Origin of the sequence: Breznakibacter xylanolyticus (assembly GCF_003254275.1) — a bacterium.
Lineage (GTDB): Bacteria > Bacteroidota > Bacteroidia > Bacteroidales > Marinilabiliaceae > Breznakibacter > Breznakibacter xylanolyticus.
In genome coordinates, this window is sequence record NZ_QKZK01000013.1 from 37,902 (window position 1) to 52,980 (window position 15,079).

Here is a 15,079-nt window from a genome sequence, read left to right on the forward strand (position 1 = left end):
ATTTGTCATGATGAGATTCAAATCTTTCCTTTTGGCATGGATGATGACCGCTGCTTTGTCGTCGATGGCTCAGGTAGTCCCCTTTGATACGCCCCGGTGTGGGTTCTCCAGCTGGATGCCCGCTCCGGTGTGGGAAGATGCCCTGCTGAGCGGCAACGGAACCATGGGCGCCATGGTATTTGGCAAGCCGCACGACGAAACCATCATTCTCAATCACGCCCAATGTTTTTTGCCCAATCGCATCCCCAAACAGGCACTTGATCAGGCTTCGCGCCTCGATGAGATACGCCAATTGCTTGCCGATGGCAAAAATCAGGAGGCTGCACGTATTCCTGTTGAGCAGAGCATGCTTGAGGGGTTTGGTGAACAGCACTGGATTGACCCGTTGGTGCCATTCGCGAACCTGAAGGTGTCGATGGCAGCGGGTAACATCTCTAACTATCGGCGGATGGTCGATTTTGCCACCGGCGAGGCCAAGGTCGAATGGGAACAGAACGGGCAGTTGTTTCAGCGCTGCCTGTTTGTGTCGCGCCCCGACAGCGTGGTGGTGTTGCACATCCGTTCTACCGGAAAAATCAATGCTTCGCTTTCTCTGGCGCGTCATCAGGTCAACTGGGATCAGTGGAATTACATCAACAATGCCATCAAGAGCGTGGCTGCAGAAGCCGATGAAAAATACCTGAGTTATCGTACCGAATTTGTGCATCAATGGGAGGGCAACCCGCAAGGATTTGAAGGCGTTGCCCGGGTAAAGGCCGTGGGAGGCTCAGTTACTGTTGATGGGTCGCAAATGGTGATCGCCAATGCCGATGAGGTGTTGCTCACCATGGCCATTGAGCCCAATTATCACTACCATAAGTCGTTGCTGCCGGTGTTGAAAGAGCGTGTCGATCGCAAGTCATCTTCTTATCAGCAATTGCTGACCTCGCATGTGCAGGTGCACGGCGATTTGTTTTCGCGCGTGAAGCTCGACCTGGGAGGTGGCGCCGATGGTGCTTTGCAGTCTGAAGCGCTGGTGCTCAGGGCGCGCCAACAGGTGTCGCCGGCCATCATCGAAAAGCAGTTTGATGCGGCTCGTTACAACATCCTTTCGTCGGTGGGCACCAACCCGCCCACGTTGCAAGGCATCTGGAGTGGTACCTGGACGCCTCCCTGGTCGTCGGGATTTACCCACGATGGCAATGTGGAAGTGGCCGTGTCGCACCTGCTTAGCAGCAACACGCCCGACCTGCTGAAGGCCTACATGGCTTATCACGAGCGCATGATGCCCCATTATCGCGACAATGCCCGTAAACTTTACAATGCCCGGGGCATCTATGTTCCTGCGCACTCCAGTTCGCACGGATGGAACATCCACTTTAGCGATGTGTGGTGTCTCTCCTTTTGGACGGGCGGCGCCGGATGGACGGCCGGCATTCTCTACGATCATTATCTCTACACAGGCGACAAACAATATTTGGCTGGGCACATCTATCCCTTTATGAAGGAGAGTGCCTGGTTTTACGAAGACTTTCTGTTTAAGGGCAACGACGGCAAGTGGGCCTTTTCGCCCTCTTATTCACCCGAAAACAATCCCGCCAATGATCCTTCGCAAGCGTGCATCAATGCCACCATGGATGTGATGATTGCCAAAGAGCTATTGCGCAATTGCATTGAAGCCGGCAAAGTGGTGGGGGAGAGCAAGGCACAACTAAAGAAGTGGAACGACATGCTGGCGGCCATGCCCAATTATCGTATTAATGATGAAGGTGCCCTGGCCGAGTGGCTGCCTGCCCACATGCAGGACAATTATCACCACCGCCATGTGTCGCACCTTTACGCCTTGTACGAGCGCATCGACCCCGATTTCGTGGCCAGTCCCTCGTTGATGGAAGCCGCACGCGTGGCCGTGGAGAAGCGCATGGTTCACCGTCGGCGCGAGAATGGCGGCGAGATGGTATTTGGTCTGGCTCAGATGGGCATGGTGGCCGCCAATCTGGGCGATGCTCAAATTACCGGCGAAATCATCCAATGGATGTCGAAATATTATTGGGCACCATCGTTGGCCACCTATCACAATTCGGGTAACCTGTTCAATATGGACATGAGCGGCGGCTTTCCGGCGGTGATTCTTCGTGCCCTGGCTTATTCCGAACCCGGTAAGGTGAAGCTATTGCCTGCTCTGCCCGCCGATTGGAAGCAGGGTGCCGTTGATGGCATGGCGCTGCGCGGACAGGTGGTGATGAATCGCTTGGCGTGGACGCCAGCCGGGCTCGAAGTGACCCTGACATCTCCCGTCGACCAAACGGTGACCGTGGAACTGCCTCGTGCCATGACGGCATTCACCACTGACGCCAAAACCGTGCGCCGGCGTTCCGATCGTCTTCTGTCGCTGGGTTTGTTGGCCGGAAAAACCCTGAAAGTGGTGGTGAAGTATTGAATGGATTGTGCGGATGTGTGAATCTTTCAAATAGCTCATTTGTAAACGCTGCACTTATTTTAAAAATGAAACATGATACTGATATTATCCTTTGCTGGCGCAGATATGTGATCTGTGCCTTATTTGTTCAAATAAATTAATTTGAAGGCACGGATTGCAAATCCGCGCCAGCAGTGATCTGTGCCTTATCTGTTCAAATCAATAAATGACTTGGTAATTTGACTAATATCATAACACCATTAATTATGACTTTACACAAACGAACCACAAGCACCCTTATTCTGCTGTTTTGCATCGGGATGCTGATGACTGCTTCCGCTCGGGAGCGTTTGTTGATGGACTTTGGATGGAAGTTTGCCTTTGGCCATCCATTCGATAAGTCCCGCGATTTTAATACAGGAACCAGTTATTTCTCCTACATGGCCAAGGCCGGTTATGGCGATGGTGCCGCAGCAGCCGGGTTCGATGATCGCACCTGGCGCTCGCTCGACGTGCCCCACGACTGGGCGGTTGAAGCGCCTTTTGAGGGGCGCGCCAGTCACAGTCATGGCTACAAAGCGGTGGGACCCGGTTTTCCCGAAACCAGCGTGGGGTGGTATCGCAAGACGTTTACCATGCCGGCGGCCGATAAGGGCAAACGCATCTTTTTGGAGTTTGATGGTGTGAGCCGCGATGCCAGGGTGTGGGTCAATGGTTTTTATTGTGGCAACGAGCCCAGTGGTTACAACAGCTTTTCGTTCGATGTGAGTGAATATCTCAATTATGGCGGCAGCAACGTCATTGCCGTGCGTGCCGATGTCACCACCGAAGAGGGCTGGTACTACGAGGGTGCCGGCATTTATCGCCATGTGTGGCTGACCAAAACCGACCCGCTGCACGTGCCTCAGTACGGCACTTTTGTCACTTCTCAGGTCGATGGCAATAATGCAAAGGTGACCGCACGGGTGAAGGTGATGAACAAACACCTCTCCGCCGTTTCCTTTGATGTGCATCATCGGGTGGTGGATGCCCTGGGTGCCACTGTTGCCGAAGCTTTGGAACGTGGCAAGTCGCTCAAGTCGTTTGGGAAAGATGAGTTTGTTACTGAGTTTGCAGTGCCCAATGCCCGTCTGTGGTCGCTCAACGACCCACATCTGTATCAATTGCACACCACCCTTACCCGCGATGGCAAGGTGGTGGATGAATATCATACCAATTTCGGCATCCGCACCATTCGTTTCGATGCCAATAAAGGATTTTTCCTCAATGGCGAGCATGTGAAACTGAAGGGCACCAACAACCATCAGGATCATGCCGGCGTGGGGGTGGCCATGCCCGATGGGTTGCAGGAGTATCGCATTCGTCAGCTCAAGGTCATGGGCAGCAATGCTTATCGCTGTTCGCACAACCCGCCCACGCCCGAGCTGCTCGATGTGTGCGACCGTTTGGGCATGCTGGTCATCGACGAGAACCGCCTGATGGGCATCACCGATCACGACCTGCATCAGTGCGAACGACTGATTGTGCGCGACCGCAACCACCCCAGTATCATTGCCTGGAGCATTGGCAACGAAGAGTGGGCCATCGAAACCTACGAGCGCGGTGCCGATATTGTGCGGGTGATGCAGGCCTTTGTCAAAACCATCGACTCGACCCGTTATGTCAATGCCGCCGTGAGCGGTGCTTGGGAAACCGGCATCGGCACTGCCATTGATGTGATGGGGTTCAATTACCTGCGTCATGGCAATACCGATGTGCATCATGCCAACCACCCCTGGCAACCATCCATGGGCACCGAAGAAGGTTCGACCAATACCACTCGTGGCATCTACTTTGATGACCCCGAAAAACAATATCTCTCGGCCTACGACCGACCCACCAACGGGTTTGTGAGCATTCAGCAAGGATGGAAACATTATGCCGAGCGCGATTACCTGGCCGGCATGTTCATCTGGACCGGGTTTGACTATCGTGGCGAGTCGACGCCCTACAGTTTCCCCTCGGTGGGTTCCTATTTTGGGATGCTCGATCAGTGCGGATTCCCCAAGGACAACGTTTATTATCTCCGTTCGTGGTGGGGCAACGAGCCGGTGCTGCACATCTTGCCACACTGGAACTGGCCGGGACGCGAAGGTCAGGAAATAGATGTGTGGGTGTATAGCAACATGGATGAGGTAGAACTCATCGTCAATAAAAAAAGCCTCGGACGTCAAACCATGCAGCGCAACGGCCATCTGTCGTGGAAGGTGCCTTATGCTCCCGGTACCGTTGAGGCCATTGGCTACAAAAACGGCAAGCGTTTTATGAACAAACTGGTGAGCACCACCGGAACCCCGGCTGCCGTGGCTCTGGTGCCCGACCGCGCCAGCGTGAAGGCCGATCGTGAAGATATTTCGGTGGTGACCGTGCAGGTGGTCGATAAAAAGGGCGCTGTGGTGCCCGATGCCAACCACGAGGTGATGTTCGAGATTACCGGTCCCGGTCGAATCATTGGCGTGGGCAACGGCGATCCCACTTCGCACGAGGCCGACCGTTTTGTCGAGTCCGTCAAGGTGTTGTCTACTTCCGGCTGGAAGGAATATGCCGCTCAGTCGCTCGATGTGAATGCCGCCGTGCAGCCTGCTTTTGATGATGCCACATGGCACGATGCTTTCCCCGGTGGCGGGTTGGCTCCCGGCAGTGTGCCCCAAACCACCGTGTATCGAGGCACAATACAGGTTGCAGAAACCGAACTCAAAGGACAAATCAACTGGATGTTTCGCAGCATTGGCCGCCACCAAAAGGTGTATGTCAATGGTCGTCTGCTGGCTGATGGTTTGAGCGACGATGTGGCACGTCACGAGTTTGCCCTGAGCGCTGATTGGCTCAAGCCAGGGAACAACGTGGTGGCCATTGTGGCCGAACCCTTTGTGAAGAAGCATGCCTGGGACAATGTGAATGTGCATCCCGGCGACGTGCAGGTGGTGCTGCCCCCTGCTCAGTGGCAACGCAAAACCTTTAACGGACTGGCGCAAATCATCATTCAAAGCACCCGGCAACCCGGCGATATTGTGCTGACAGCAACATCGAAAGGGCTTAAAAGTGGTTCGCTGGTGATAAAGTCTCTTCCGGCTAAGGTTCGCCCCAGTCTGTAACCCCTTCCGTTCTTTTGTGCGGTGCTTTATATGAAGAGCTGACGGGGAGATGGTAAATTCACCGCGGTCGATTTTAAATTCACCGCGGTGAATTTAAAATTCACCGCGGTGAATTGGGTAAAAGCCCGCCGCCTTTTGAGGAAAAGCTCTCGGGCTTTTTGTAAACGAAGAGAATAAACGCAGAGGTAGTTCATTTCTCATGCTTTGCATTTTGTCAAATCAGATCCAATGTCGTTAAGTGAGTCCGATGTGTCGAAGAGATAAGAAGATGACTAGACAAAAGACAGGCAGATTAGACCGAAGAGACGAACAGTACGGATCTAAACATCTGTTTACTTCTCATCATCGGTTTATTTATCTGGTATCTTTTTATCTTGATTAAATGACATTGAAATCCGATAACTCAAATAGTCGTTTCACGGTTGTACATCAATCCTTGATTCGAATGATTGATGAAATTCATAGTCTTGTGTCTTGATACTACTATTTAACTCTTTTGAGTTATCTGCTTTCTTATATAAACGCAAAATGTTACAGATTAACTTAGCGCCTTTGCGCCTCAGCGTTTAATTCTACTCATGTCTTAATACTTTCATAAACAGATGAAAACAAACAATCTACTTCTCGTGGCCGGATGTGCGGCCATCATGGCGGCTTGCCAGGTGCAGCCCCAAACGGATGCGCCCGGGGTGGTGGCCATCTCCAATCAATACGATGCCAAAATCGACAGCATTGTGGGCGTGCTCACGCTCGACGAAAAAGTGAAGCTGTTGCATGGCAGTGGCATGTTTTGGTCGGGCGGTATTGAGCGCCTGGGCATTCCCGAACTGCAATATGCCGATGGCCCGTTGGGCATTCGCGAAGAGATTGAGCGAGACTCGTGGAACCCCATCGGGTGGACCAACGACTCGGCCACCTTCTTTCCCGCCGGCACAGCACTGGGGGCGACCTGGAACGTGAAATTGGCGCATCAATACGGGCAGGCCATTGCTGCCGAAGCCCGCGCCCGCAAAAAGGACATCCTGCTGGCGCCGGCCATCAACATTATGCGGACTCCTTTGTGTGGTCGCAACTACGAGTATTTTAGCGAAGATCCTTATTTGATTGCACAAATGGCCACACCTTACGTCATTGGGGTGCAGGAGCAAAATGTGGCCGCCTGCGTGAAGCATTATGCCATCAACAACCAGGAAACCAACCGCGGATCTATTGACGTTCAGGCCAGCGAACGCGCCATTCGCGAGATTTACCTGCCGGCCTTTAAAGCCACTGTGCAGCAGGGACAGGCGTTTTCGGTGATGGGGGCATACAACCGTTTCAGGGGAGAGTTCCTTTGCGAAAACGACTACATGCTCAACCAGGTGCTGCGTAACGAATGGGGATTTAAAGGCATCGTGATATCCGACTGGGCCGCCGTGCACAACACCGTCAAGGCTGCCAAAAATGGTTTGGACATCGAGATGGGGACGGTAGCTCCCTTCGATTCCTTTTTCATGGCTCAGCCCTTGGTGGATGCGGTGAATGCCGGCCAGGTGGACGTGAAATTCATCGACGAAAAAGTGCGTCGCATCCTTCGGGTGATGTTCAATTTGCAAACGACATCTAAAAATCGCCCTGCAGGTGCCATTAACACACCCGGGCATTCCAAAATTGTGTACGATGTGGCGGCCGAAGCCATTGTGTTGATGAAAAACCAGGTCAACCTCTTGCCGGTAGATGCATCCACCATTAAAAGCATGGCTGTGATTGGCGACAATGCCGCGCGCGTGCATGCACAGGGCGGTTTTGGTGCCGGCGTGAAAGCCCGTTATGAGGTGTCGCCGCTGCAAGGTTTGGTCAATCGCATTAGCGACCGCGTGGAGTTGCGTTACGCCCGTGGTTACGAAGATACTTACCTCAAGGGCGCCAACGATGGTCACGGCTATGGTCGCGACATCGACTACACGCCCAATCCCAAGCTCATCGCCGAAGCGGTCGAGAAGGCCAAAAACAGCGATGTGGCGGTGATTTTTGCCGGGTCGAACCGAAGTGTGGAATCTGAGTCGGTCGATCGCAAGGACATCCGTTTGCCTTTTGCGCAAATGGATTTGATTAAGGCCGTGATGGCCGTCAACCCACGCACCATTGTGGTGCTTATTGGCGGTGCGGCCTACGAGTTGGGCGATTTGGATGCCGTGGCACCCACCATTCTGTGGGCGTGGTTCAATGGTTCGGAGGCCGGTAATGCGCTGGCCGATGTCATTATTGGCACTGTGAATCCGTCGGGTAAGCTGCCCTTTACCTTCCCTGCCAAACTGGCCGATATGGGTGTGCATGCTCTCAATGCTTTCCCCGGCGACGACGTGAAGGTGGAATACCTCGAGGATATTTTGGTGGGATATCGCTGGTTCGACACCAAGCAGGTTGATCCCCAGTTTTGTTTCGGGCATGGTCTTTCATATACCACTTTTGAGTATGGCGATGTGGTTGTGAACCAATCGTCGGCCAAAAGCAGTGATGTGGTGCAAGTGGCTCTGACGCTTACCAACACCGGTTCACGTGCAGGTGCCGAGGTGGTGCAGCTCTACGCCGGCATCGAAACCTCAAAAGTGGAACGTGCTGCTAAGGAGCTTAAGGCTTTTGAGAAAGTATTTCTTCAACCCGGCGAAAGTAAGCGTGTTGAGCTCTCTCTGCCTGTTGCTGATTTGGCTTACTACGATGAAGCTTCGCGTGCCTGGTTGGTGGAGCCTGGTAATTATACATTCTCGGTTGGCAGTTCCTCTCGCGATATTCGTAAAAATGTGGCGTTGGTGGTGAAGTAGTTCTTTCCACTCAGCATGAAAGGATGTCTCATTACTTCCTTTATAATGGTAAAATGTTTCGATGTTTGATAGAACCTCCGGAGGTAAATCCGGAGGTTTTTTATTGGGGTTGGTTTTGTTATCTGTTTGAATGCCAAGGTGGCGTGTGTGATGTGTAAATACATTTTACACCCTTTTTAGCGACAAAAAGGACTGCTGAGTGTAAGTGTGACACACTATTTTTACACCTGTTAATTCTTTTTTACAACACCCGGTGTTTTTTGCGCGGGTTCTGATATTTAGATATGATGAAGAAGTCGAATGTTAAAAAATGTCTCATGCGGACAGCCCTGGGCGGTCTCTTTGGCATGATGTGTTTGCCGGGTGCTCTGAACGCTCAGATTCAACAGATGGGGCTCCAGAATGAGCCGGTTGACATCAGCCGTGATTTTTACAATTTCACCAATACCTATTATCTGGCCGACAGTTTGGCCGGTTTCGACCCGTCAACGGGCAAGGGGGCTTTGGTGTATCGTCGTCATGAGTATTCCACTCGCATGGCATTTAATAACATGCTGGGAGTGTTGCGTCCCGTGCTTCCCAACGAGTTCCCCACGGGCGAATATGCCGTGTCGCCCTCATTGCCCATCGAGATTGATTTTGTGTCCGAGAAGACGGTTCGCATCAAGGCGGCATCGGGTTTCAATGCCTCAGAGCGTGAAGCCTCGTTGATGTTGGTTGATGGCAAAGCCCCTTCGCTACGCAGCGCCTGGAAATATACCCAAACTGCCATAGGCCATGAGTATAGCAATGCCCATGGCAAGGTGGTCATCAACACTTATCCGTTTCACGTGGCCATTTACGATGGCAAAGGCAAACTGTTGACCTCCACCGTGCATTTTGATGACGTGAAGGAATCGACTTACACGCCTGTATTGCCCTTCTCGTATGTTCGCCGTGCGTCGGATTACTCGCGCAGCTTCAATGCCTGTTTCACTCTCTCGCCCGACGAAAAGATTTTTGGTTGTGGCGAATCTTTTACCCGTCTCGATAAACGCGGGCAAAAGGTGGTGCTCTGGACCGATGATGCCAACGGCATCGAAAACGAAACCATGTACAAGCCCATTCCTTTTTATATGAGCAGTAAGGGATACGGCGTGTTCATGCACACCTCGTCGCCCATTACCTGCGATTTTGGCAAATATTACACCGAGGCTTCACAGTTGATGATTGGTGATGATCAGCTCGATATGTTCATCTTCTTAGGTTCTCCCAAAGATATTCTCGATCAGTACACCAACCTTACCGGCAAGGCATCTATGCCTCCGCTCTGGTCGTTTGGCTTGTGGATGAGCCGCATCACTTATTTCTCCGAGGCCGATGGGCGCAATGTGGCCGACAAACTGCGTGAGAATAAAATTCCGTCGGATGTCATCCATTTCGACACCGGCTGGTTTGAGACCGATTGGCGTTGCGACTACCAGTTTTCATCATCACGTTTCAAGGATGCCCGTAAGATGATGGAGGACTTGAAAAAGCAGGGTCTTCATGTATGCTTGTGGCAGTTGCCTTATTTTGTACCCAAAAATACGTTGTTTGATGAGATTGTTTCCAAAGGTCTGTACGTGAAAGATGCCCGTGGCGGCATCCCTTACGAAGATGCGGTGCTCGATTTCTCCAATCCGGCAATGGTTGAGTGGTATCAGCAAAAAATTGCCGGACTGCTCGAGATGGGCGTGAGTGCCATTAAGGTCGACTTTGGCGAGGCTGCCCCGGCCAATGGCATTTACCACAATGGTCGCACAGGTTTTTACGAGCACAATCTTTTCCCCTTGCGATACAATAAGGCGGTGGCCGAAATCACCAAAAAAACCAACAACGAAAACATCATGTGGGCGCGTAGTGCCTGGGCCGGCAGTCAACGTTACCCTCTGCACTGGGGTGGCGATGCGGCCAATACCGATAATGCCATGCAGGCTCAGTTACGGGGTGGTCTGTCTCTCGGGTTGAGTGGCTTTTCCTTCTGGAGCCACGACATTGGCGGCTTTGTGCTGAAGACGCCTGAAGAACTCTATCTCCGTTGGATGCCTTTTGGGATGCTCACGTCGCACAGCCGTTGCCATGGCATGCCGCCCAAAGAGCCTTGGGAATATGGCAAGGCTTTTACCGATAAATTCCGCAAGTCGGTGGAATTGAAATACAAGCTCATGCCTTATATCTATGCCCAGGCCAAGGAAAGCAGTGAAAAGGGTTTGCCCATGATGCGTGCCCTTTTTGTGGAATTCCCCGACGATCCCGGCGCATGGCTCATCGATAACGAGTACCTTTTTGGCAGCGACATATTGGTGGCACCTTTGTTCGACCAGGGATCTACCTCTCGCGATGTTTATCTGCCCAAAGGCAAATGGATCGATTACCAAACCGGGAAAGTGTACGATGGCGGTTGGCATCATATCGCAGCCGGAGAGATTCCGGTGGTAATGCTGGTGCGTGACGGGGCTGTGATTCCTCACATCAAGCTGGCGCAAAATACCCGCGACATGGACTGGACCAAATTGCAGCTCATGGTTTATGCCGCTTCTGCAAAACCTTCGGATGCGTTGGTTTGTCTGCCCATGGACAATGTCCTCAAACGTGTGTCGGTTGCTCCCGATTTCAAATCGGTGTCCAACAATCCGTTTGGCGGGTCTGTTGAGTTTTCGGTCGTGAAAAAGTAAGGTTGTTTTCATTTTTTTTGATAGCGCTTTGAATTAATATTCAGTTTTTTCAAGAGTTTTTTTGTAGGGTTTGTTTTTGTTTGACCGGGCACAATGATTAGGGTTGTGCCCGGTTTTTTTTCACCTTTAATGTTTTATGAATCATGCAATGGATAAAGGCTTCATTTGTGATGTTGGGTTATTGTTTGGTGTTGACAGTGTCGGCTCAGCATGTTTATCCCTTTCAAAATCGCGATTTACCTGTTGAAGAACGTATCAACAACTTGTTGTCGTTGATGACGCTCGACGAAAAGGTGTCGGCTCTGAGTACCAACCCTTCGGTGCCTCGATTGGGGGTGAAGGGTTGCGGACACATCGAGGGACTGCACGGCGTGGCCATGGGTGGCCCGGCAGGATGGGGGCGTAAGGAAGCGCCAGTGACCACCACTCAGTTCCCTCAGGCTTATGGATTGGGGGCAACCTGGAATCCGGCCTTGATTGAGAAGATTGCGGCCTTGCAGGCTTACGAGGCGCGTTACTTGTTTCAAAGTCCCAAGTATCGTCAGGGTGCCTTGGTGGTGCGGGCTCCCAATGCCGATCTTGGGCGTGATCCTCGTTGGGGGCGCACCGAGGAGTGCTATGGCGAAGACCCGTTCCTGACCGGAACCTTGGCTGCCGCTTTCAGTAAGGGATTGCAGGGCAACGACCCGCGATACTGGATCACGGCTTCGTTACTCAAGCATTTTTTGGCCAATAGTAACGAGGATCGCCGCGATAGCTCTTCGTCGGATTTTGATGAGCGGTTGTGGCGCGAATATTATGCCATGCCCTTTTATAAGGCCATCACCCATGGCGGTGCCAACTGCTATATGGCTGCTTATAACGCCATCAATGGCACGCCGGCCACGGTGCATCCCATGTTGCGCGACATCACCATGCGCGAGTGGGGCGTCAATGGCATCATTTGCACTGATGGCGGGGCTTATCGCATGTTGATAAACTCGCACCATGCTTTTAGTGACCTCAATAGTGCCGCTGCTGCTTGTGTGAAAGCAGGCATCAATCAATTTCTCGACGATTACCGCGAGGGAGTGTATGGCGCTTTGGCCAATGGCCTGTTGTTTGTCGATGACATCGATGCGGTGTTGCGTGGCAATTATCGGGTCATGATCCGTCTGGGGCTGCTTGATGATCCCCGCATGGTTCCCTATGCATCCATTGGGGTGAAGGACTCCATTGATCCATGGACTTTGCCTGCGCATCGTGAGTTGGCTCGTGAGGTAACCCGTCAGTCGGTGGTGCTGCTTAAGAACGATAAAGGACTGCTGCCTCTTCAGCAGGGTAAAGTGAAATCCGTGGCCATGATTGGCTTGCTGGCCGATACGGTGATGCTCGACTGGTACAGCGGGACGCCCCCTTACACCGTGACCCCTTATGCGGGCATGGCCTCCCGATTACCGGGGAAAGTGGCACTGGCTCGTGATAACGATTACAACCGGGCGGTTGATTTGGCTCGGGCATCCGAGGTGGCCATTGTTTGTGTTGGCAACAACCCCACCGGCAATGGCGGCTGGAAAGAGTGTCCGTTGCCCAGTGACGGTAAAGAAGCTGTCGACCGCAAGTCGCTCACCCTGGAGCAGGAGCAGCTCATCCGACAAGTGTTGGAGGTCAATCCCAATACTGTGGTGGTGCTCATCAGCAGTTTTCCTTATGCCATCAACTGGACGGTGCAAAACGTCCCTGCCATAGTACATCTCACGCACAGCAGTCAGGAGTTGGGCAATGCCCTGGCCGATGTGCTCTGGGGCGACGTCTCTCCAGGGGGCAAACTCACACAAACCTGGCCGGCTTCCATTGACCATTTGCCCGAAATGATGGATTATGACATTCGCAAGGGACGCACTTATCAGTACGTTCGTCATAAACCCTTGTTCCCGTTTGGCTATGGGTTGAGTTATACCAAGTTTAAATGGTCGGACATGGCATTTTCGCAGCGTCTAATTGCTGCTGGTGATTCTGTTGAAGTGTCGCTGCGGCTTACCAATACCGGCTCCATGAGCGGTGATGAGGTGGTGCAGCTGTATGCTACCTTTCCCGACTCGAAGGTCGATCGCCCCGTGAAGAAGTTGGTGGGGTTTGCCCGCGTGAGCCTGGCGCAGGGTGAATCGCGCCAGGTGCGCATCCCTCTTTCAGCCTTTGAGTTGATGGTTTGGGATGTGTCCCGACAAGCTTTCGTTCTTGAGTCCGGTAAGATATCCCTGACTCTTGGTGCTTCGTCCGATGATGTGAAGCTGACCCGATGGTTGACTGCCCGATAACAAAACAGCCCCTCCGGTTGTTGGAGGGGCTGTGTATTTGATATGTCTTATGGACGATTAAAAACGATAGCCGACCGAGAAGCCAAAGCCGGTGTTTTTCATGGAGGTGTCTTTGGGTTTCTCTCCATCATACTTAGGTACGATGTTAATGAAGCCCAATTGTGTGTTTAGTTGAAATGATAGTCTGTTGCTGAATTCGTATCCGAAAAAGATGTTAGCTCCTGCATCGAAGGGTGCAACATACATTTTGTTGTCGTCGTCGCTCTCTTTTACATCACTTTTGAACTCGATATCCATTTCACCGCTGTCATTTTTAACCTTGCCTCCGATTCCATAGGCCAGGTAAGGGCCAAAGCCTAGAATTAAATGACCATCCCCAAACAGAGGTTTGTAGAGGAAGTTTAAGGGGACTTCAAGATAGTTGAGGTTTATTTTTGTGTCATTGTCCCCTTTTGCCCCTTTAACGGCAAATTGCAATCCTGGTTGGAAATAGAAATCATCGGCAACTGCGATTTCAGCGTTAACGCCCAGTAGAAAGCCAGTTTTGAGTTTGTTGTCTGTGTCTTCACCCGCTTCTTCTCCATTCAGGTTTTGAAAGTTAATTCCCCCGGTTACTCCAAACGAGGTTTGAGCTTGAGCCGCGAAAGCCATCATGGCAACCGCTGCAGTAAAAATCAGTTTCTTCATTCTTTTATTGTTTTTAGTGATTTTTATTGATGGTTTGGTATGCGTTATTGTCGTTATCAGAGGTGTTGAATGCTGTACTGCGAGATAACGAATGAGGTCATTTTTCCTCAAAGTTTGTTCCTTAGGCACTCAGCTCCTCTGTCACTTTCTTTCATTTTCCGGCCTCTTTGGCTGCATCGGCTTTCATTTTTTCGTTGGCCGACACCAGGAACTCCACGCGGCGGTTTTGGCTGCGGCCATCGGCGGTGTCGTTGCTGTATTTGGGCGCTGTTTCGCCATAACCCACCGTGGTGAGACGCGATGATGAAATCCCTTTTGAGCGTAGGTAACTCGATACGGCATTGGCACGTTTCTCCGACAGGGTTTGGTTGTAGTTGTCCGAACCGGTGCTGTCGGTATGTCCCTGTATCTCAATGTTGGTGTCGGGATAGTTGTTGAATACCGTAATCATCTTGTCGAGGTTTTGTTTGGCTTGTGCCGATAGGTCGGAACTGTTGGTGGCAAACAATATTTTGTCGCTCAGCTCAATGACAATGCCTTCGCCCACGCGCTCAACTGTGGCATTGGGGATTTGCTTTTGCATTTCGGCTGCCTGTTTGTCCATTTTTTTGCCAATAATGGCACCTGTGGCACCTCCTACAGCACCTCCAATAACGGCGCCCATGGCTGTGTTACCCGCTGCACGGCCAATGATGGCACCTGCCGCTGCGCCGGCTCCTGTGCCGATGATCGCTCCTTTTTGTGTTCTGGTCATTGATTGACATCCGGCCAACAGCATGCCTGTGGCAACAGCTGCGCTCAATAGAATTCTTCTTGTTTTCATGAATGTTCTGTTTTTTATTGATTTATCTTGGTAAGCTTTAAAAATCAATGAGGATGAATTATAAACCAAATCGAAATTAACAATTTTCGTGCTTGAATGTTCTTTTGAAATGCTGATTTTACTTTTTTAATGGATTGTTCGCTTTATTATTGTGTTAAAACTGTTGCGAAAATTAAAATAGCATGTAAGAATGTCAAAAAAAGCGCAATGATTGGGTGGAGAAAGTGATAATTTTGTATTGAC

The 15,079-nt window shown here is 51.5% G+C and carries 7 protein-coding genes; 5 read left to right on the forward strand and 2 right to left on the reverse strand.

Features of this window, described 5'->3' with window-relative positions; genetic code table 11:
* Positions 1-7: 7 nt before the first annotated feature.
* From LX69_RS09270 to LX69_RS09290, 5 genes are all read left to right on the forward strand, one after another.
* Positions 8-2,419, forward strand: coding sequence for a glycoside hydrolase family 95 protein (locus LX69_RS09270; protein WP_245934987.1), 2,412 nt, complete (start codon positions 8-10; stop codon positions 2,417-2,419).
* Between the two features lie 245 nt (positions 2,420-2,664).
* Complete coding sequence (gene galA / locus LX69_RS09275) at positions 2,665-5,532, forward strand: beta-galactosidase GalA (RefSeq protein ID WP_111445748.1); 2,868 nt, start codon at positions 2,665-2,667, stop codon at positions 5,530-5,532.
* A 602-nt stretch (positions 5,533-6,134) separates the two neighbouring features.
* Entirely contained in the window at positions 6,135-8,333 is a 2,199-nt protein-coding gene (locus LX69_RS09280; protein ID WP_111445749.1) for a glycoside hydrolase family 3 C-terminal domain-containing protein, read from the forward strand.
* Between the two features lie 317 nt (positions 8,334-8,650).
* Positions 8,651-11,029 (forward strand): glycoside hydrolase family 31 protein, encoded by a 2,379-nt coding sequence (locus LX69_RS09285; RefSeq protein ID WP_245934988.1) that lies wholly within the window; start codon positions 8,651-8,653, stop codon positions 11,027-11,029.
* Positions 11,030-11,172: 143 nt separating this feature from the next.
* Positions 11,173-13,326, forward strand: coding sequence for a glycoside hydrolase family 3 C-terminal domain-containing protein (locus LX69_RS09290; protein WP_185741711.1), 2,154 nt, complete (start codon positions 11,173-11,175; stop codon positions 13,324-13,326).
* A gap of 57 nt (positions 13,327-13,383) precedes the next feature.
* Here LX69_RS09290 and LX69_RS09295 read toward each other — a convergent pair whose 3' ends face one another.
* Positions 13,384-14,013 carry a porin family protein gene (locus tag LX69_RS09295; protein WP_111445751.1) on the reverse strand — a complete coding sequence of 210 codons (630 nt, stop codon included), beginning with the start codon at positions 14,011-14,013 and terminating at the stop codon, positions 13,384-13,386.
* A 151-nt stretch (positions 14,014-14,164) separates the two neighbouring features.
* Positions 14,165-14,836, reverse strand: coding sequence for an OmpA family protein (locus LX69_RS09300; RefSeq protein WP_111445752.1), 672 nt, complete (start codon positions 14,834-14,836; stop codon positions 14,165-14,167).
* Positions 14,837-15,079: the final 243 nt, after the last annotated feature.